Origin of the sequence: Shewanella sp. AC34-MNA-CIBAN-0136 (assembly GCF_040309945.1) — a bacterium.
Classification (GTDB): domain Bacteria; phylum Pseudomonadota; class Gammaproteobacteria; order Enterobacterales; family Shewanellaceae; genus Shewanella.
Genome location: NZ_JBEOPJ010000010.1, coordinates 81,272 through 100,626, shown reverse-complemented (window position 1 = coordinate 100,626; position 19,355 = coordinate 81,272). Strand labels below are relative to the sequence as shown.

Genomic DNA, 19,355 nt, shown 5'->3' with positions numbered 1-19,355 from the left:
AGCAATTTGTAATAATCACATTAACGCTAGGCCTAAATCATAGACAATATAAAACGGCTGAAAACAGCCGTTTGTTCATCTATCTGCAGGCTTTTTGTTCATCAGCCTGCAAACAGTGTCATTTGATAATGTTCAAATTATTTTTTAAAAAGTGCGCTAACACTTAGGTTCTAACAAAGTTAATAGCATTAGTGACTATATCTGGTGTTAATGTGCGGTAGACATGATGACTCTCTCACAATTATCGAGTGCATAACGTTTGGTTTTATTAGCAGTTGCTTTTATTTGCGAACTGGATCGACTTTTGTAAAACCTAACTGCCTAAATTTAGTTTATTGTGCTAAATTTAGAACTCACCGTTCTAATTTTAATCTTTTGTGAGGCAACCATGGCGCATCGTTGGCAAATTGCAATTTCTGCTGGTTTATTAGCAGCTGTTTGGGCTGGTCTTGCTGATGTATTTCATCTCGTGACATGGGTCGGCTTTCTGGGCTGCAGTACCTTTTTCGCTCAAACGGAAACTGGCGCTAAAGGCATGATGATGGCGATGATGACCAATCTTTCCGGTGTATTCTGGGGCTGGTTAATTATTGCAGGCAGCGGTGTTCTAGGTTCGCCAATGATCAGCTATGCATTAACAGGCATTGTCACCGCATTTATGTGCTTACAAGCCAGTAATAAAAACTTCGCCTTTATTCCCGGCACCTTTATCGGTTGTTGCATCACTTTTGCCTTAAATGCTGATCTAGCCGCTATCATTCCACCACTTATTATCGGCGCCGTACTCGGTTACAGCATGAGCCTACTCACAGGCCTATTAATAACGTTAACCGATAAAACAGCTGAATCATTAAAAGATGACGCAGTAGAAGAAGCCTAAGCACAGGCGACTTAGATTGTGTCGCCTTAAGAGTATTCGTTACCTGAGAATAAATAAAGATAACTAAAGACTGGGCCAATCTTTAAAGACTCGCAAAAATAGTATCCATAAACATCACTTCAAATTGGTCGAACTCTCGATCGGATATTCATATAATAAAAAGTTTAAGCCCTTCTATTATTGAGCTTTTTCAGCACTTAGAATAAGGACGCAGCTTTATGCTACCTATTCATTTTTATTATCTATTGTTCGTTTATGTCGAGGAGATGATTAAGCTTACATGGAACAGTCTCATTAGATTACTGATACCAAATGGTAATATTTAACGTCGCTGGCATAAATGACCCACCGCTTTGAGTTTGTTTAATTTCGGTGATTTCTATAGATGTTTGTGTGGATAACCATAAATTAATTTCGTCTTGTAAACCACAATCAGCTTGTTCTATCGGTTTCATCCAAAAGCTTAGTTTAGGTTTTAACACTTTAGTAAATACTTTGATTTTCATAATTATTTTGAACTCCATTTCAAGATGTGAACACTTGTCATCTAACATTTTAGTATTTATGCGTTGAGCGGTTTGCGGCAAATAAAGAAAAGAGCTGAATTTCAGCTCTCAAACATTCCCGAGATGACATAAAAAAAGACCATTAATAATGGTCTTTTTTAACAAAACTACTCTTGCAACAAGTCTTTGCAAATATGCACCAAATCCGACTGCACAGCCGCAGCAGTCACCTCACGCCCAGCCCCTGGACCGCGAATAATCAATGGATTACCTTGATAAAACGCACTGCGAATAACAAACACATTATCCCCTGGGGTTAAATTCGCATAAGGATGATTATTATCAACCCACTGCAAACCCACTTCAGCCTGTAACTTACCTTCGACTTTATCCAGCGAAGCCACATAACGTAGCACCTTGTTCTGTTCAGCTGCAGCGACATACTGCTGCAACAAATCATCGTCTAACTCACTGATGCGCGCTAAAAAATCTTCTAGTGACAACTCTGCTAAAGCTTGAGGCACTAATGAGTTAAGACTAATATCGTCTAGCTCTACCGCTAAACCTATCTCGCGAGCCAAGATTAACAACTTACGTTGCATATCGCGGCCAGATAAGTCATCGCGTGGATCCGGTTCAGTAATACCTAAACTGCGAGCATGCAGTACTAATTCTGAGAACGGCTTACTGCCATCATAATTTTCGAACAACCAACATAACGTGCCCGAGAAAATACCACCCACGGCTTCAATAGTGTCACCACTATTACGTAAGTCATTTAACGCATGTTGAATAGGTAAACCTGCGCCACAGCTGGCGTTATAGCGCCAAAATAAGCGGCGATTACTCAGCTGCTGCTTTAATTCACGATAAAATGGCAATGGCCCTGAGCCGGCTAATTTATTGGCACTTACCACATGAATACCACGGGCAAATAGCTCGGGATATTGTAAGGTTAAGGCGGCACTCGCACTGATATCTAAGGCGACAATTTCATCGCATGATAACTGCGCTAATTGATCAAACAGTTGATCATAATCCCATTCAATACCTTGCTGTTGATAATCTTGTTGCCATTGTTCAAGGTTAATTCCGTCGTTAGAAATTAACGCTTTTTTCGAACCAACTAAACCAACTAACTCAACAGAGGCTTCGAGTTCATGATCTAATGCTGGACTGGCGCGTTTAAACAAATCAATCCACGCCTCACCAATGTTACCCACTCCCAGCAATAACACTCCAATACGCATTCTTGGTCCAGCACAACGACGATGTACTTTTTGGGTCAATAAACTCACTTGAGCTTGCGGGACTAAAGTGACCAAACTTAATGCATCTTGATAAATCGGTTTGGCATCACGACTGAGTAGTCGGGCAAAACTGCGTCTAAAGTGATGAGCATCGGCACTGACTAATGCCACTAGGCCTAAGTCAGTTTGGGCACTCAATTCTTCAATCAAAAATTCACTGCTGTATTGAGTGAGCAAAGCTTGCACTTGTTTTTGGCTTTCAAGCGTTAACGCCAACTCAAACTTATGTTGTGCTAGCGACCAATAAGCTAACGGTGTGATACCTGCTTTTTCTAAAATAGCCAACAATGGTTCAATATCTGCGTTCATTTTAAAACTAAACAACACCACTTCATTTAAGTTAGTGACCACAGGCGCACTCGCTGATGAACTCAGTGGCGCGATTAAAGTAAAGTCAGTGTGTGAAGCATAGCTTGAGCGTACCGCTAAACTCACTTCAGTATTAAACAGTGGCTGTAAGGTACGAGAATGCAGTACAGGAGAGCCCAGGCGCGCTAGGCGATCGGCTTCTGCGAGTGACATACTCTTGAGTAATTTAGCATCATTAATTTTATTCGGGTCGGCGTTAAATACCCCTTCAACGTCGGTCCAAATGGTCACACGTTCAATGTCAGCTAAGCTGGCAATTAAGGTGGCACTAAAATCAGAACCATTGCGACCCAGCAATAAGGTATCGCCGTGGCGGTTAGCGCATATAAAGCCGGTGATCACTAAACGCTCTTGCGGGTGCAAGGCTAATAAGGCTTGTACCTTGTCACGAGACTCAGCCACTAAAATATTGGGTACGGCACCTTCATCGGCTACCAAAATAGAGCACGCATCGACATGAGTCGCAGCTACGCCCATTTCTCTTAACAAAGCGGCCATTAAGCGCGCCGACCAACGTTCACCAAAACTCACCACTTGGTTTAATTGGTAATCGTTACGTTGCTCTAAAGATAATAAGCTGACTAACTGAGATTTGTCGGTAGACAAACGTTCGCGTAAATCACGCGCTTGCTCGTTTGATAATAATTGTTCAATTAACGTCTGCTGGTAACTGATCAGAATTTGCAGCTCTTCTTGCCACAACTGACCGCTGTCACGCAGGCTCAATAATTTGTATAAGAAGTTAGTCGTTTTTCCGGCGGCGGATACCACAACTAAATCATCACTCTGACCATGCGTAAGTAGAATATGTGCAACACGGCGATAGCAATCTGCATCCGCTAAACTTGAACCACCAAACTTATGTAAATGACTTCGCGTCATTACTGACTCCTTAAACAACTACGACTTTTGTTGCGACTGCTAGACTTCTATTTTGAAACCAATAGTGTTGCAAGTGCATGTTTTGCTATTTTACCCAATTTGGTCGAAACCACAGCTAACTTAAACTCGAATTAAGCTGATTTTATCGCGGCAACAGCTGCTAGGCCTGCTTGAATATCGGCCAAGAGGTCATCTGCATCTTCAATACCGACAGATAGTCTCAATAAAGTCTCTTTAATACCAGCCTCTTGCCTTGCTTGTGGGTCCATTGCTCGATGGGTCATAGTGGCCGGAACGGCGACTAAACTTTCCACCCCGCCTAAACTTTCGGCAACACTAAACAACGACAGCGCCTTTAAAAATGCCACTACTTCCGCTTCGCCGCCGATTAACTCAAAACTTAACATAGCACCAAAGCCTTGTTGTTGTTTTGCCGCAATTTCGTGACCTGGATGGTCTTTTAAACCCGGATAATACACCTTGGCCACCACATCACTGGCGCTGAGTAACTCAACAATCTTTTGTGCATTACGTTGATGCTCACGAATTCGTACCGCTAAAGTACGTAAGCCTCGCAAGGTTAAATAACTGTCAAATGCTGAACCCGTAAGCCCAAGAGTATTTGACCACCAATGTAACAACTCACCCACTTGAGGATCTTTAGCCACTACAGCCCCACCGACCACATCGCTATGACCATTGATGTATTTGGTGGTTGAGTGAATCACAATGTCTGCACCTAATAATAATGGCTGCTGTAATATTGGTGATAAAAAGGTGTTATCGACTGTCACTAGCGCGCCAACGTCATGGCAAGCGATACTAATGGCATTAATGTCTACCACCCGCAATAAAGGATTCGATGGCGTTTCTAACCACACCATTTTCGGTTTTTGAGCTATCGCTTTGCTCAGCGCTTGCGCATCAGTTTGATCAACAACCAATAACTTAAATTGGCCTTTTTTGGCCAAATTAGTAAATAAGCGGTAACTGCCACCATAACAATCGTGCGGCACAACCAATAAATCCTCTGGGCCAAGTAAGCTAGTCACCAATGTAATCGCCGCCATGCCGGTACATGTCACCACGCCGGTAGCACCTTGCTCGAGTTTGGCGAGTGCGTCACCTAAAATACATCGAGTAGGATTACCCGAACGACTGTAATCAAACTCGCGCGGATTATTGTGGCCATCGAATGAATAATTGGTCGATAAATAAATCGGTGGCACGATAGCACCATGTTGTGTGTCTGTTTCAATACCTTGGCGAACGGCCAATGTGGCGTTTTGATGCTTAGTCATGGTAACTCCTAAAATTTCACAAACACACAAAGAGATGTCTAGACGTCCAAATTTACCTAAGAGATCCCCATCCGTCAACTTAAATAGACGTTTAGACGTCTAAACATCAAGAAATCTATTTGCAATCGGGATTAAATAGTAGCAATAATTTGACTAGAGATTGTAACGGTTTAAAATCTGCAGCGTATTTATCGTTAAGGGTAAGTTAATGACTGAGTGGAATGGCGAATATATCAGCCCATATGCCGAGCACGGCAAAAAAAATGAACAAGTAAAAAAAATTACGGTTTCTATCCCTTTAAAAGTATTAAAAGTACTGACGGATGAGCGGACGCGTCGCCAGATAAATAATCTGCGCCATGCAACTAACAGTGAACTGCTATGCGAAGCATTTTTGCATGCGTACACAGGTCAACCATTACCTTATGACGGTGATCTATCAAAAGATCAGCCTGATAGCATTCCAAGTGAAGCGAAAAAGTTAATGGATGATATGGGTATCGAGTGGGAAGAGCTCGAATAATTCACTGATTAGTCAATACCTCACAGACTTTGAAACGACCCTAATAAGAAGTCGTCATGTTTTTAAAGAGAACTTATGATGTCATTTATCGATCCAACGACCTTGATACTGGCATCGATTATCGTGTTTTTTGGCGCGCTAACCCAAAGCTTAATTGGCTTTGGGTTAGCCGTTGTTGCAAGCCCGCTGCTGTATATTGTTAATCCTCAATTAGTTCCTGTTCCTATTATTGTTATGGGCTTTGCCATTTCTGCAATGACCTTATTTAGAGAACGCGGTCATCTACAATTTAATGGTTTGCAATATGCCTTACTCGGGCGGATCCCTGGGGGGTTTTTAGGCGCTGGATTATTGCTGTTTGCCCCACAAGCCATACTAGGCTTAGTGATTGCAGGCATTGTGTTTATTGCTGTTATTCTTAGCATCTTTCGCTTTACCGCCCCTATTAATCGCCTCAGTTTATTTATCGCTGGGGTATTTTCAGGCATATTTGGCAATATCGCTGCTATCGGTGGTCCACCAATGGCCATTTTGCTTGCAGGCCAAGACCCAGGTCAGTTTAGAGCGGCATTATCTGCCTTTTTCGTGTTTAGCTCATTAATTGCCTTAGCTATTCTAACCATCGTCGGCTTAGTTGAAGTGAAGCATTTATGGCTATCACTGCTATTATTGCCTTCAGTCGTTGCTGGTTATCTTGTCTCAGGTAGATTAATTGGCCGCGTTGATAAAGATAAAACCCGCATAGTCACCTTAGTGTTATGTAGTATTAGTGCCACTGTGTTAGTGATTATGTCGACCAACACGTTAATGAGCTAATCAGCTAATCAGCTATTCTGTACCTGTAAACAAAACCAGCCATCAATGGGCTTGTTCGCTAATAATGATTAAAATCTTCCCCTTCTATTTATCAAGCAGTCTATTTCTCACCTAAAAACGCCATCAATAAGTATCAAAAAAACCACTTTTATCTCCTCTAGCAAAATCCTCATCTTGGCGCAATAGATCCACATCACACTAGTTCATTAGATTTCTTTCAATTAACTTTTTTTCAATTAGATTTTTCTCATGGATATGATCTACTTCAAATTAACACTACTCACTTTTAGGTAACATTGTTTACAGCAAATAAATAATTAAATGCTGTTAATGCACAACCCTAATAAGCCCGACAGAGGACAAAATGATGAACACTTACATTAAAGTTGGTATCGCAGTTGCTATGGCATTATCACTTGGCACCCAAGTGATGGCCGCAGATGGTGGTAATCCTAAAAAAGGTAAGCACCTGTACAAAAAAGAATGTAAAGCCTGCCACAGCGCTAACAGTGAAGGTCCTGAATTAACCCCAATGACCAAAACCATGAGCCAATGGGATCGTTTCTTTACTCGTGATAAGCACAAAGCTAAACCTGCCGTTTTTGAAGCCTTATCAGAAAAAGACATAAAAGATATTCAACAGTTTTTATATGACCACGCCGCCGATTCAGACCAACCAGCTACTTGCGGCTAAATCATCAATGCTGAGTATCTTTTCGTTCTAAACGAAACATCAGCCAATAAACCAAACGAAAAAACTGTGAGGCTTAGCCTCAGGGATCCTGACACAAAAAATTTGCCAAATTGACCTTGTTATTTGGCAAATAAAGGGGAGAAAGACCATGAGAACTCTCATCTCAATATTAGTGGCTAACGCGCTCTTTATGAGCGGCGCAAGCCTAGCAGCAGATACCGATGCACAAAAGATTGCCGATCTTAAACAACAACTGGCTACTATTAATGAAGATCTTGATTACTTAAATTCACGAGTTGACAAAACCGAGCGTCACACAGCCTTAGACAGAATAGCCATTACGGGTGATTTTAGAACCAAAGCACATTCATTACATTATCAAAACGTCACTTGGAACCCAGCCATGAACGTTAACTTTTCTGACTTTGGCGCTAAAGCCATGTCAGGAGTATTTGGCGATCCAAACAGTGCTACCTCACCGTTAGGCCAAATGATGATGGCAAACCCTGATTTAGCCAGCGCGTTTCAAAGCGGTATGCTGCAAGGCGTTATGCCAATGCTGTTGGGCCAAAAAACCCAACAGGACATTGATAACGATATATTTTACACCACGCGCTTACGCCTAAACATTGACGCTAAAGTGTGGGATAACGTCAGCTTTGCAGGACGTTTAACCATGTTTAAGAGCTGGGGAGACTCTGCTGGAGTTAAAGTATTCGACTCATGGAACTCATTCACCATGGACGGCACCAGTAGCGGTAGCACCAGTGGTGATGAGTTAAAAGTAGAGCGCGCCTATTTTAATTGGAAAGACATTAATGGTAGTGGCACTTACCTTTCTATTGGACGTCGCCCTTCAACGTACGGTCCACCAAATCATTATCGTGAAAATGAACTCAGAGGCGGCACGCCATCAGGTCACTTAGTCAATTTCAACTTCGATGGTCTTACCTTAGGTTACAACTTGGGTGATATCACCGGTATTGAAGGTCAAACAGTGCGTTTTTGCTATGGCCAAGGCTTTGAATCACAGTACGGCAATGGCGAATTGTTTGGTGACATCATCACTAAAGATACCCACCTCGGCGGGTTTAATATCGACGTGATTAATGACGGTAACCATTTCTTACAGTTCACTTTATTCGGTGCTAAAGATGTCAATGATGGCTTTACGGGCACCATGGCATTCCCTACTCAACTGGCGGGTATCTTTGCCCCAACCATGTATCAAGACATGCAAAAATTCGACAACTTTAACTTCGTCACCCGCGTACAACCAAGCGGTGTCATTGGTGATATGTACTTAGGTGGCCTAGGTTATGCCTATGAAACCGATGACGACCTGAAAATGTTTGCCTCATTAGGATGGACTCGTGCTGAACCCAACGGCAATGCTGGTTTGTTCGGTGGCATGTTAAGCGATGCAGTATTTGAAGCAGAGTTGAACAGCACTGGTACTGAAATCATTATGGTGCCAAAAGAAACCGTTGATAGCGACACCAAAGATGGTTACGGCATTTATGTGGGCATGCAAATTCCTGCACCATACGGCAAATTCGGTTTGGAATATAACTACGGTTCTAAATACTGGAGTCCCTTCACCCAAGCACAAGACGACCCAATCGGCAGTAAGTTAGCCACTCGTGGCCACGTTGCCGAAGCTTATTATATCTTTGATATTAATCCAAAAATGTTTATCAAGTTAGCCGGTTTGTATTACGACTATGAATATACCGGAAGTGGCTCACCAGTAGGTGCACCGATGAAGGTTGACGATGTGATTGCCGGTAGCGCGTACTCAATGTTGCCCGTTGTTGACACCGCCTATGACGTCAATGCCTCACTGACCGTTAACTTCTAACGCTAACTTAACCTTCTAACTTGGCCCCCCTGAGCACAAGCTCAGGGGTAAGGACAAATATCATGAAACTATTATCAGCACTGGCTGTATTACTGTTATTAAGCAGTAGCGCACAGGCTGCCTTTAACCATAAAGAGGCGCTGAAAGGGCCTTTTGCTAATGGCCCTGAAGTGACGACACAATGCTTAACCTGCCATAAAGAACATGCTGAAGAGTTTATGAAATCTTCACATTGGACTTGGGAGTTAGAGCAAAAACTACCTGACCGCACAGTGATGCGTGGTAAAAAAAACAGTATTAACAACTTTTGTGTATCGATATCGGGTAACGAACCGCGTTGTACCAGTTGTCATGCAGGTTATGGTTGGAAAGATTCTACATTCGACTTTAAAGACATGACCAAAGTCGATTGCTTAGTCTGTCACGACACCACGGGAACTTACATTAAAGATCCTGCGGGCGCAGGCGAGGCCTTAGCAAGAGTCAATTTAGCCAATGTTGCCCAAAATGTAGGTGCACCCGTGCGTGACAATTGCGGCAGTTGCCACTTTTACGGTGGCGGTGGTGATGCGGTTAAACACGGCGATTTAGACTCATCAATGTCTTATCCAGATAAAGCGACCGATGTCCACATGGATACCGATGGCAATGACTTCCAGTGTCAAACTTGTCACGTTACTGAAAATCATCAAATTACCGGTAACTCGATGGGCGTATCACCTGGTGGGGAAAACAAAATTGGTTGTGTAAATTGCCATGATGCTGCGCCTCATAAAAATGCAAAGCTTAATACCCACTCGGAAACGGTAGCATGTCAAACTTGTCATATACCATCATTTGCTAAAAATGAACCCACCAAAATGCGTTGGGATTGGTCACAGGCAGGTCAAGATCTTCCTGAAACAACAGACCAATACGGCAAGCACACCTTTATGAAAAAGAAAGGCAGCTTTATTTGGCAAAAAGACGTTAAACCACAATATGCCTGGTTTAATGGCCGCGCCGATGCGTATATGGCTGGCGATAAAATGGACCCCACTAAAACGGTTAAATTAGCTTATCCATTAGGTGATATTCGCGACCCTAAAGCTAAAATCTACCCATTTAAAGTGCACACGGGTAAGCAAATCTATGATGCTAAACTTAATATTCTGATAACCCCTAAAACGTACGGTGAAGGTGGCTACTGGGATAAGTTTGATTGGGACTTAGCAGCCAAATTAGGCATGGAAGCTAACCCAACCATGATAGAGAAAGGACTCAAATACAGTGGCCAGCATGGTTTTGTTGAAACTGAGATGTGGTGGCGCATCAACCACATGGTGTCACCAAAAGACAAGGCACTACAGTGTAATGACTGCCACAACAAAGGCGAGCGTTTGGATTGGAAAGCCCTTGGTTATGATGGCGACCCAATGAAAAATCGTAAAGGTATTAAACATACTAAAGCTGACTAATACTCAGATAAGCTCACTGCAACAGCAATAAGCTGATACAAAAAAACCGCTATCGATTTTATGATGGCGGTTTTTTTATTCGCTAAATAACCAACTAAAAATCCAAACCTTGGCACTGAAAATCTTGTTCAATAGCACTGATTGGATCGGTAAAGCGCAACCGTTTAGCCAATAATTGCAATGGTTTATCAAAGTTGTCCGGCCCTTTAGGTTGTAGCACTGGATAAAAGCGGTCATGTAAAATCGGCATGCCTAAACTTTGCATGTGTACACGTAATTGATGAGTTTTACCGGTAATCGGACTTAACTCAAACAAGCCAAAACCATCTTTTACCGCCACTAAACTGATTTCAGAATGACTATTCGCCTCGCCTTCAACCACCTGCATGGTAAAGCTTGGATTTGCCGCCACAATACGATTTTTAACCGTCCAATGAATAGGAAGCGTACAAGTATTATCGGCTAATTCACTCACCAACCTAGGTGTTAATTTAGCGATGGCCTGATAATCTTTAGTGATCTTGTCATCTAAGAATAGCTGATGATATGCATGGCGTGTTTGCGGATTGAGCGTCATTAACATCACCCCAGCCGTGTCTTTATCGAGCCTATGTGCTGGGGCGACCGTATCAATTTGAGTCGCGATACGTAATCGATGCACTAAACATTCATTGACGTAATTTCCGCCTGGGGTAACAGGTAAAAAATGCGGTTTATAAACCACAATGGTATCAAGATCTTGATACAACACCAGCTCAGCAAAAGGCACTTTCGTTTCGGCCAGCACTTCGCGGTAATAATACACTTTGGCAGTGGCTTGATAGACACTGTCTGCGGTAATTAACTCACCATTTTGCCAATGAACTTTGCCATCTTTGATCCGTTGCTGCCACACACTGGCATCGATTTGCTTAAAATGATCGACCAAAAACTCAACTACTGTGTGGTATTGCTTACCTGCTAATTCATTAGCACGCGGCAACACAATATACGAAGGTTGAGCGGCAATGGCAGCGCTTGGTGTTTGGGAAGAGGATTGAGGATGATCCGCAGTGTAGTTTGATGAATTAGGCATAAACAACTTGGCTATATAAAGATGAAGGTAAGGTTCAAACGAGAAGGTATCTTATCAGGCTAGGTTTAAAATGTATCTTGATTACTTGATACCGATAACACAATATTGCGCTTATACATCCACGTGAGATTTTAGTAATTGCAGCACAAAATCCATGGTTTTATGGCAATTAGGTTGTTCAACTAAAATCAGCTTATCACGGTTATACATAGGTAAAACCTCTAACCAACGCTGACTCACCCAAGCGGCATCTTCTAAATGTGTTTGTGAATACAATTCCAGTAAATCTGGATTCACTTGATAAAATTGTTCAAGTGCGGCGCTGATAATTTCAAACTCACCCGCAATGGGCTCATGGCACCAATTAGCGCAAGGGAGCGCACGAGCAATCCAACAACCATCTCGTTTTTGCGCCGCAGATAAAATTTTAAGACGCTGTGTTCCCTCAACAACGATGCTTAAAGAATCATCATCTAACTGGTTGAAATCAATAATATTGCATTGGGTTGCTGCAATATAACAAGGCAGTTCGCTATTCACTTTCAATGGCGCAAATGCTAAACCATAGTGACCTTTTAATACATCGGCAACCATGGCTAAATCACTCGGTGCCACAACTCGAATTTCAAGTCGTCCACCGGGTAATAGCACTGCATCTTGAATCAGTAATGCTACTTCTTTTGTTTGCATAACAGCCTCCTACACCATAGGTGAAGTTACTGAACCAAAGTCAAATCAATGAAACAAGTGTAGCAGTGGTTAATTATTCAACAACTTAAGCAGCATAATATAATGCTTACTACCGACATAACCACCCGTTTTCGCTACGCCCTACTCCAATAGACCTTAATCAATACGACTATCTTTCAAAAAAAGTACAAAAAACATTCAATTTATTGGATCTTATAAACGCTCAATACGATCCATAATAGTGCCGGAAGCGACAATCTCAGCAAACTCGTCAGCTAATACCTGGCTTTGTTGCACGCTTTGCTGCCAATAAGCAATTCGACTTTCAGTATCTAAATTTTTAAAGTCTTCACGGTCAGGAATTTTACTAAACGGTAAGCTTGCAATAAATTGCTTACTCGGTGCTAAAATTAATCCATTGTGATAATTCGCTTTCGCTTTACGCCACAACAAGGATTTATCAAACCAACCAGGGCTCATGTACGGATAAAAGTGCGGATACAAACTTAACCCTGTCGCTGCTGGTAATGGCATATCAAAATGATAATCGGTTATGCCTCCATCGTAATAATGGCCTTTTGGCGAGCCTTGCAGATCTTTTACCGGATCGAGCAATAGCGGGATAGATCCTGTCGCTAGTAATCCATGACGGATATTGTCTTGAGTTAACTCGACATGTTTGGTGGGCAAATCTTTCAAACGTCTAAAAGGTGATGCGGCGTCTTTATGACTTAAAATAACCCGCTCGAAGTGCCAGCCTAAGCTTTTTCGATTGATGACATTACTTACCGCTGCCATCGATAATCCCATCATTAAGCCAAATTTGGCATGAATGCGGTTTAAATGACGGGCACGGCAGGCCACCATATGATGACGAATTAACGGATTAGCAATAATATCAGCGCCTTGCTGTTCACCTAAAATGCCATCAACAATTTGCAATACTTGGGCACTGACTTGTTCACGCGTTGGCTTTTTTTCGTAATTCTGATGAATATAAAAATGTTCTAAACGTTCATAAGCCGCTAATGGATCTTGTTGCGCCATACAAGCTAAACGCCACGCACCCGACGATGCGCCCATAGTATAAAGAGGATCTTGGCGCCCCTGAAAAAACTCACTAAATAAATATTTATCTAAGCCTGCTATCGCCAGCCACTTAGGCCCGCCTGATGCAGCAAAGAGCTGAGTAAACAATGATTGATCTAAGCCATTCGCTTCTAGTTGTTCGTAAGCCGTTGGTCCAGCAAGTAAACGTAATGCAGGCAATGTACAATCCTTCTTATATTTGTAATGCTGTTATCTTTGTAAAACTGTATGCTTTAGCGCTAACACGCTAGCATATTTTTATGGTTCTTATCTTACGGAATTTTTATGATTGTTGATACTTTAGCAAATCGCCACCTATACACTCAACTTAGCCCGAGATTAGCCAAAGCATTAGCTCATCTCGCGGACACCGACTTTAGTCAGCTTGAAGTGGGCAACTATCCGCTTGAAGGCAAAGACATTTTCGTTATCGTCAATGACTATGAAACTAAGCCTAAAGAGATCGAACCCTTTGAAGTTCATCAACAGTATATTGATGTGCAGTATGTGGTTAGCGGTGAAGAAGAATTTGGCTATTTACCGTTAGCCAATCAAACGCCTTCTAAGCCTTATTTTGACAAGCATGACTATGCTGAATACGACTATGAATCTAACAAAGATGATGCGGCGTTTATTCCGCTAAAAGCCGGCATGTTTGCATTGTTTTTTCCTGGTGACATCCATATGCCGGGCACCAGCCCTACACCACAAAAAGTCCGCAAAGTGGTGATAAAGGTACGGGTATAACCTTAAAACATGACCAACGCTCAGTCCTACTACTGAGTTATGAGTAAGACATCGCTATTTGATAGAAGTCTGCTAAAGTTAATTCGAGCACAAGAAGCTCCTCGACAGAGCACTTGAGATAGTCTCAATAGAATACTGAAAAGATACTTCAATAGCGTTGTTATACCTAAGCTAAAGACAAATATGCACTTACCCTGTGTAAAATAGAAAAAGCCCCGAGACTCTCCGCTCGGGGCCTTTTTTTGTCAATTAAACACGCATATCATCATGGATAACACTCATGTGGTAAGTTGAACCGTTGAAGTGGTATTTTTTAATGCGATGAAGATCAATTCTTGTTAAAATCAGGGCAACTTTATAGGAGAGTCTTTCAATGGCAATGTATGTAGTGGGTCACAAGATCCCTGATTCAGATTCAATTTGTGGTGCTATAGCATTAGCATATTTAAAAAACCAAATCGATGAACCGGCAATTGCAGCCCGTTTAGGCGAGCTATCACCAGAAACCGCATTTATTTTAGAAAAATTTGGTTTTGAAGCACCAGAATATAAAACCAGTTACGCTGGTGAAGAAGTCTATATTGTTGACCATTCAGAAATTACTCAAGCGCCAGATGATATCGCTCAAGCGACTATCGTCGGTATTGTCGACCACCACAAATTAGGCGACTTAACCACTTCTACTCCGCTAGAATGTTGGATCCGTCCAGTAGGTTGCAGCAACACCGTCATTAAAATGATGTTCGATTTCTACCAGGTAGACATTCCAGCAAACATCGCTGGTATCATGATGTGCGCCATCTTAAGTGACACAGTTATTTTCAAATCTCCAACCTGTACCACTGCCGATATCCGTTGCGTTGAAGCGTTAGCTAAAATCGCCGGTGTAGAAGACTTTAAAGAACTCGGCATGGACATGTTTAAAGTAAAATCAGCAGTAGAAGGTACGCCAGCGCGTGACCTTGTTATGCGTGACTTTAAAGACTTCAACATGAACGGTAACCTAGTGGGTATTGGCCAATTAGAAGTTATCGATTTGTCTGTATTTGACGACATCAAAGCTGACCTAGAAGCAGATATTGCTAAATTGAAAATTGAAGGCAATCGTCACAGCGTATTATTGCTGCTAACCGATATCATGAAAGAAGGTTCAGAAATGTTAGTTGTTTCTGATTCAGCAGACTTAACTGAGCGCGCTTACGGTAAACCTACCGTTGATGGTCGCGTGTGGTTAGACGGCGTATTAAGCCGTAAAAAACAAGTTGTACCTGCACTGCAAGATGCCTTTGCAAAGTAACTCGTTGTAAACATCTCAAATAAAGAAAAAGCTGAATCAATTGATTCAGCTTTTTTTATGTCTAAATACATCTTATTGGCATGATTAACACACCAAACTCATACTGGTATATCACAACCCCATAGCTCAATGGAGGGCTGCTCAGTGGTAGGCTCACCCACCCAATAACTCATAGAATGGCATTGTTGCCCAGCCTGAGTCGATGACACACATAGCTGATAATCGCCTGCTTCTGGCGTGCGGCCCAACTTTAGCATTGGCAAAATAGGTAAATGCGGTTTGTAGTGCCAACTGCCATCTTTTAACACCGCATCGGCAGGGATTTCCATTCCTGCGCCACTGCCTTTTACCCTTGCTTGTTCTAAAATAAAACCTTCATTAGTTAATCGATAATCTTCGGCCCAACGAATTTTCTCAATTGTGTGAGTCCAAGACAATGTCATCTGTTCAGCAGGCACTTGAGCCCAAATCGTGCCTGCTAAACCCAAACATAGCCCTAGCATTATTCGCCCTGCGCTAAACGTTTTAGCTTACGTGCACGCCATACGTGGTGCAAAATAAACGCCAGTGCCAAACCAAAACCTAACTCATCACTCAGCGGTGTCGCCATAATCAAACAGCCACCAGCAATAAAGCCTAAAACACGTTCCCACCAATATAGGTTTTGTAATAAGTAGCCGGTAAATATCACGCCCCAAATACCAATAGCCACCGTCGCTTTAAGGACCACATAAACCGTTTCTAGCACACCACCACTTTGGAGCATTAACGCAGGGTCGTACACCGCCATAAACGGAATAATAAACCCAGCAATGGCAATGCGAATGGCCCATAAACTGATTTTTAAGCCTTTCTCTTTAGCGATTGGCGCCGCGGCGAAACACGCTAGGGCAACTGGCGGTGTAAGGTCTGCCATAATGCCAAAATAAAACACAAACATGTGCGACACAATTAACGGCACACCTAAATCCAGTAACGCTGGCGCGGCAATTGAGCTGGTAATAATGTAGTTAGGAATGGTCGGGATCCCCATACCTAATACCAAACACGTCACCATCGTCAGCACTAAAGACAAAAATAAGTTATCTTGGCCGACAGCCAGAATATAGCCGGCAAACGTTGAAGCAATACCGGTTAGTGACACAACACCAATAATCACGCCCACTAGCGCACAAGCAATACCTACAGGTACAGCATGGCGTGCACCTTCAACTAATGCATGCAAACATAATGTGAGAGTTTCTTTACCACCTTTAACAAACCAACAAACCACCACCAGCATGGCAATAACGCCAAACATAACCCCAATACCTAACTGGAAAAAGCCTGCGCATATCACCCCTAATGCTATCCAAAAAGCAAACCGCATAGCAGCTGATGATAGATTGAGAATTATGGCCGAACCTAAAATCACAATCGCAGTCAGTGCTAAGCCAACCATGCCGGAAAACAGCGGTGTACGACCGGAAAACAACAAACCAATCAAAATAAATAGTGGAATTAATAAGTACCAACGCAACTTAATTGCTGCCCACGGATCTGGACATTGGTCTTTAGGTAAACCAGATAAATTGGCGCGTTTAGCTTCTAAATGCACCATCCAGAACACCGAACAAAAATACAATACCGCGGGGATCATTGCCGCTTTAGCTATTTCAATAAATTGCACATTAATGGTTTCAGCCATAATAAAGGCTACGGCGCCCATAATCGGCGGCATAATTTGGCTGCCCATACTGGATGTGGCTTCTACACCCCCCGCAAAAGCAGACCGATAACCAAAACGCTTCATTAGCGGAATAGTAAATTGGCCAGTGGTGACCACATTGGCAACCCCCGAACCGGTAATGGTGCCCATGAGTGCTGAAGACACCACCGACACTTTTGCAGGCCCACCCACTTTATGGCCAAATAAGCCCATAGCAAAGTCGGTAAATAAGCGGATCATTCCAGCTTGCTCTAAAAAGGCCCCAAACAGAATAAACAAGAAAATATAGGTCGCTGATACATAAGTTGGCGTGCCATATAAGCCTTCGGTACCAAAGGCCAACTGGTTAACTATTTGGTCGAAACCATAACCTCGATGCATCAACTCACCGGGTAAATACTCGCCAAATAAACCATAGGCCAGAAACATACCGCAAATAATCGGCAGGGCTATTCCCATCACTCGTCTGGCGGCTTCAAACACTAAAGCCACTAACACTACACCAATAATCATGTCATTTTGGGTTAAATCACCAGAACGTTGAATTAAGTCTGCTTCAAACACCCATTGATAAACCGCGGTTGCCATACCCGCTAAACCGAGTATCCATGCCAAAGGTTGCCATGGCTGACTCTTGCCTATACCTGGGTAGCTAATAAACACCACTAATAATAAAAAACCCACGTGTACGGCGCGCAATACTTGTGTCGAAACTGGATGAAATGCCGCGGTGGTAATTTGGAAAATAGAAAAAATTAATGCTACTGCAAACAAGGCTTTCGGCCAGTTGCGAGTATCGGCACTTAAGCCCTGCTCTGGTTCGGTAATTTGGGTTGGATCGCTCATGGTATGCCTCGACACTTACTACAACTAAATAACCTCAGCTCAGAAAAATGAGTGGACTAAAAATGACGTTGACTCAATTAGTCACTCTTGATCTAAAACAGAAGTTAGCAAATATGGTTGAAAGACAGAAATAAACAAGCGCTTGCTGGGTTTACCAAACAAGCGCTGTTAACTTAAGACTATTACTTATAGCGCATTCACTTCTTTGTAATAGCGTTCTGCACCTGGGTGTAGTGGAATAGGCAGATCTTTTGCCGCTGTGGCTAAACTGATCGCCTTAGCAGCTGAGTGAGCAGTACCTAAACGGTCTAGGTTTTCAAACATCAGCTTAGTCATTTGATAAGCAATCTCATCAGACACCTTACTGTGACTTACCAATAAGTTTTGTATCGCAACCGTACTCACATCTTCTGTTTGGCCTTCGTAAGTATTGGCCGTAATCACCCCAACTTGATAAGCAGGATTATTAATTTTAGCGACAACATCCGCAGGGATAGCCACAAAGTTGATATCCATTGTTGCGGCTAAATCACGAATCGCTGCCATACCTAAACCAGACGATTGTAAAGTCGCATCCAATTGGCGGTTTTTAATCAGCTCAACAGATTCGGCATAAGGCAAAAACTCCACTTTACCCATGTCGTCGTAACTGAGTCCTGCAGCAGCAAAAATAGCGCGAGCGTTTAGCTCAGTACCTGATTTTGGCGCCCCGACAGAAATACGTTTGCCTTTTAAATCTGCAAGACTATTAATACCGGCATCTTTATTGGCGACAATTTGGATGTAGTTAGAATAAGTTGCCGCAATAACGCGTAATTTTTTAAGCGGTGCTTTAAAACCGGCTTCCTGATCACCTTCCCACGCTGCCGATACCGAATCACCTAGTGCAAGCGCTAATTCACCACGCCCAGCTTGTAATAAATTGAGGTTTTCAACCGACGCTTTAGTCGCTTGTACTGAGGTTTTAGAGCCCTCAATGCCATTGCTGTAAAGTTGAGATAAAGCCACACCGATAGGATAGTAAACACCACTAGTTCCGCCGGTGAGAATATTGATAAATGTCGGCGCGGCCATAACAGCCGTACTAATAGATAGCGCTGCAGCTGCGCCAATCATGCAAAAACGTTTGGTTAATTTCATCCTGCAATATCCTTATTTTTTATATTGTTATGAGTATTATTATGTAGTTACACTACCACTGACATCCTGTGCAATCTATATAGACTAAAGGCTAATAACATCATTATAAATCGCCTTTATTCCGCGATTTCAGTTACTTCGATACGACACCAATAGCAACATTA

At 42.5% G+C, this 19,355-nt stretch carries 17 protein-coding genes; 8 read left to right on the top strand and 9 right to left on the bottom strand.

The window, feature by feature from the left end; translation table 11 throughout:
- Positions 1-388 precede the first annotated feature (388 nt).
- Positions 389-880: a DUF1097 domain-containing protein gene (locus AAEY94_RS11805; RefSeq protein ID WP_162023932.1), complete on the top strand. Its 492-nt coding sequence runs from the start codon at positions 389-391 to the stop codon at positions 878-880.
- A 299-nt stretch (positions 881-1,179) separates the two neighbouring features.
- On the opposite strand, the gene AAEY94_RS11800 is transcribed toward AAEY94_RS11805, so the two are convergent.
- The 3 genes from AAEY94_RS11800 to metB all read right to left on the bottom strand — a co-directional run bounded on the left by AAEY94_RS11800 (position 1,180) and on the right by metB (position 5,248).
- Positions 1,180-1,386, bottom strand: a complete 207-nt coding sequence (locus tag AAEY94_RS11800) for a hypothetical protein (RefSeq protein ID WP_162023933.1) — start codon at positions 1,384-1,386, stop codon at positions 1,180-1,182.
- A gap of 167 nt (positions 1,387-1,553) precedes the next feature.
- Positions 1,554-3,947 carry a bifunctional aspartate kinase/homoserine dehydrogenase II gene (locus tag AAEY94_RS11795; protein WP_350978916.1) on the bottom strand — a complete coding sequence of 798 codons (2,394 nt, stop codon included), beginning with the start codon at positions 3,945-3,947 and terminating at the stop codon, positions 1,554-1,556.
- A 131-nt stretch (positions 3,948-4,078) separates the two neighbouring features.
- Positions 4,079-5,248 (bottom strand): cystathionine gamma-synthase, encoded by a 1,170-nt coding sequence (gene metB / locus AAEY94_RS11790; protein ID WP_101085113.1) that lies wholly within the window; start codon positions 5,246-5,248, stop codon positions 4,079-4,081.
- A gap of 208 nt (positions 5,249-5,456) precedes the next feature.
- Between metB and metJ the strand changes: the two genes are divergently transcribed.
- The 5 genes from metJ to AAEY94_RS11765 all read left to right on the top strand — a co-directional run bounded on the left by metJ (position 5,457) and on the right by AAEY94_RS11765 (position 10,599).
- Complete coding sequence (gene metJ, locus AAEY94_RS11785) at positions 5,457-5,771, top strand: met regulon transcriptional regulator MetJ (protein ID WP_011638970.1); 315 nt, start codon at positions 5,457-5,459, stop codon at positions 5,769-5,771.
- 75 nt (positions 5,772-5,846) lie between these two features.
- Complete coding sequence (locus AAEY94_RS11780; protein WP_101085112.1) at positions 5,847-6,587, top strand: sulfite exporter TauE/SafE family protein; 741 nt, start codon at positions 5,847-5,849, stop codon at positions 6,585-6,587.
- Between the two features lie 364 nt (positions 6,588-6,951).
- A complete protein-coding gene (locus AAEY94_RS11775; protein ID WP_101085111.1) occupies positions 6,952-7,281 on the top strand; it encodes a c-type cytochrome in 330 nt (109 codons plus the stop codon).
- A gap of 148 nt (positions 7,282-7,429) precedes the next feature.
- The gene (locus AAEY94_RS11770) at positions 7,430-9,142 is read left to right on the top strand and encodes a DUF3373 domain-containing protein (protein WP_162023936.1); all 1,713 of its coding nucleotides are present in this window, start codon (positions 7,430-7,432) and stop codon (positions 9,140-9,142) included.
- A 62-nt stretch (positions 9,143-9,204) separates the two neighbouring features.
- Positions 9,205-10,599, top strand: a complete 1,395-nt coding sequence (locus AAEY94_RS11765) for a tetrathionate reductase family octaheme c-type cytochrome (RefSeq protein WP_350978912.1) — start codon at positions 9,205-9,207, stop codon at positions 10,597-10,599.
- Positions 10,600-10,693: 94 nt separating this feature from the next.
- Here AAEY94_RS11765 and AAEY94_RS11760 read toward each other — a convergent pair whose 3' ends face one another.
- The 3 genes from AAEY94_RS11760 to AAEY94_RS11750 all read right to left on the bottom strand — a co-directional run bounded on the left by AAEY94_RS11760 (position 10,694) and on the right by AAEY94_RS11750 (position 13,633).
- Entirely contained in the window at positions 10,694-11,674 is a 981-nt protein-coding gene (locus AAEY94_RS11760; RefSeq protein WP_335691230.1) for a pseudouridine synthase, read from the bottom strand.
- Positions 11,675-11,785: 111 nt separating this feature from the next.
- Positions 11,786-12,364 (bottom strand): LON peptidase substrate-binding domain-containing protein, encoded by a 579-nt coding sequence (locus tag AAEY94_RS11755; protein WP_101085107.1) that lies wholly within the window; start codon positions 12,362-12,364, stop codon positions 11,786-11,788.
- A 213-nt stretch (positions 12,365-12,577) separates the two neighbouring features.
- Positions 12,578-13,633, bottom strand: a complete 1,056-nt coding sequence (locus tag AAEY94_RS11750; RefSeq protein ID WP_162023939.1) for an alpha/beta hydrolase — start codon at positions 13,631-13,633, stop codon at positions 12,578-12,580.
- 105 nt (positions 13,634-13,738) lie between these two features.
- Between AAEY94_RS11750 and AAEY94_RS11745 the strand changes: the two genes are divergently transcribed.
- Both AAEY94_RS11745 and AAEY94_RS11740 read left to right on the top strand, forming a co-directional pair.
- Positions 13,739-14,200 (top strand): NanQ anomerase/TabA/YiaL family protein, encoded by a 462-nt coding sequence (locus AAEY94_RS11745; protein ID WP_102036963.1) that lies wholly within the window; start codon positions 13,739-13,741, stop codon positions 14,198-14,200.
- A 373-nt stretch (positions 14,201-14,573) separates the two neighbouring features.
- On the top strand, positions 14,574-15,497 hold the full coding sequence (locus AAEY94_RS11740; RefSeq protein ID WP_350978908.1) for a manganese-dependent inorganic pyrophosphatase: 924 nt from the start codon (positions 14,574-14,576) through the stop codon (positions 15,495-15,497).
- A 98-nt stretch (positions 15,498-15,595) separates the two neighbouring features.
- Here AAEY94_RS11740 and AAEY94_RS11735 read toward each other — a convergent pair whose 3' ends face one another.
- The 3 genes from AAEY94_RS11735 to AAEY94_RS11725 form a co-directional block, all read right to left on the bottom strand.
- Positions 15,596-16,000: a DUF1850 domain-containing protein gene (locus tag AAEY94_RS11735; protein ID WP_350978906.1), complete on the bottom strand. Its 405-nt coding sequence runs from the start codon at positions 15,998-16,000 to the stop codon at positions 15,596-15,598.
- Positions 16,000-18,033: a TRAP transporter permease gene (locus AAEY94_RS11730; protein ID WP_162024405.1), complete on the bottom strand. Its 2,034-nt coding sequence runs from the start codon at positions 18,031-18,033 to the stop codon at positions 16,000-16,002. The genes AAEY94_RS11735 and AAEY94_RS11730 overlap by 1 nt, the downstream gene beginning before the upstream one ends.
- A 204-nt stretch (positions 18,034-18,237) precedes the next feature.
- Complete coding sequence (locus tag AAEY94_RS11725) at positions 18,238-19,191, bottom strand: TAXI family TRAP transporter solute-binding subunit (protein ID WP_011638983.1); 954 nt, start codon at positions 19,189-19,191, stop codon at positions 18,238-18,240.
- Positions 19,192-19,355: the final 164 nt, after the last annotated feature.

What these genes read in the sequence shown, in the direction of transcription:
- AAEY94_RS11805 (WP_162023932.1), top strand. Translation starts at nt 389, where the DNA reads ATGGCGCATCGTTGGCAAATTGCAATTTCTGCTGGTTTATTAGCAGCT.
- AAEY94_RS11800 (WP_162023933.1), bottom strand. Translation starts at nt 1,386, where the DNA reads ATGAAAATCAAAGTATTTACTAAAGTGTTAAAACCTAAACTAAGCTTT.
- AAEY94_RS11795 (WP_350978916.1), bottom strand. Translation starts at nt 3,947, where the DNA reads ATGACGCGAAGTCATTTACATAAGTTTGGTGGTTCAAGTTTAGCGGAT.
- metB (WP_101085113.1), bottom strand. Translation starts at nt 5,248, where the DNA reads ATGACTAAGCATCAAAACGCCACATTGGCCGTTCGCCAAGGTATTGAA.
- metJ (WP_011638970.1), top strand. Translation starts at nt 5,457, where the DNA reads ATGACTGAGTGGAATGGCGAATATATCAGCCCATATGCCGAGCACGGC.
- AAEY94_RS11780 (WP_101085112.1), top strand. Translation starts at nt 5,847, where the DNA reads ATGATGTCATTTATCGATCCAACGACCTTGATACTGGCATCGATTATC.
- AAEY94_RS11775 (WP_101085111.1), top strand. Translation starts at nt 6,952, where the DNA reads ATGATGAACACTTACATTAAAGTTGGTATCGCAGTTGCTATGGCATTA.
- AAEY94_RS11770 (WP_162023936.1), top strand. Translation starts at nt 7,430, where the DNA reads ATGAGAACTCTCATCTCAATATTAGTGGCTAACGCGCTCTTTATGAGC.
- AAEY94_RS11765 (WP_350978912.1), top strand. Translation starts at nt 9,205, where the DNA reads ATGAAACTATTATCAGCACTGGCTGTATTACTGTTATTAAGCAGTAGC.
- AAEY94_RS11760 (WP_335691230.1), bottom strand. Translation starts at nt 11,674, where the DNA reads ATGCCTAATTCATCAAACTACACTGCGGATCATCCTCAATCCTCTTCC.
- AAEY94_RS11755 (WP_101085107.1), bottom strand. Translation starts at nt 12,364, where the DNA reads ATGCAAACAAAAGAAGTAGCATTACTGATTCAAGATGCAGTGCTATTA.
- AAEY94_RS11745 (WP_102036963.1), top strand. Translation starts at nt 13,739, where the DNA reads ATGATTGTTGATACTTTAGCAAATCGCCACCTATACACTCAACTTAGC.
- AAEY94_RS11740 (WP_350978908.1), top strand. Translation starts at nt 14,574, where the DNA reads ATGGCAATGTATGTAGTGGGTCACAAGATCCCTGATTCAGATTCAATT.
- AAEY94_RS11735 (WP_350978906.1), bottom strand. Translation starts at nt 16,000, where the DNA reads ATGCTAGGGCTATGTTTGGGTTTAGCAGGCACGATTTGGGCTCAAGTG.
- AAEY94_RS11725 (WP_011638983.1), bottom strand. Translation starts at nt 19,191, where the DNA reads ATGAAATTAACCAAACGTTTTTGCATGATTGGCGCAGCTGCAGCGCTA.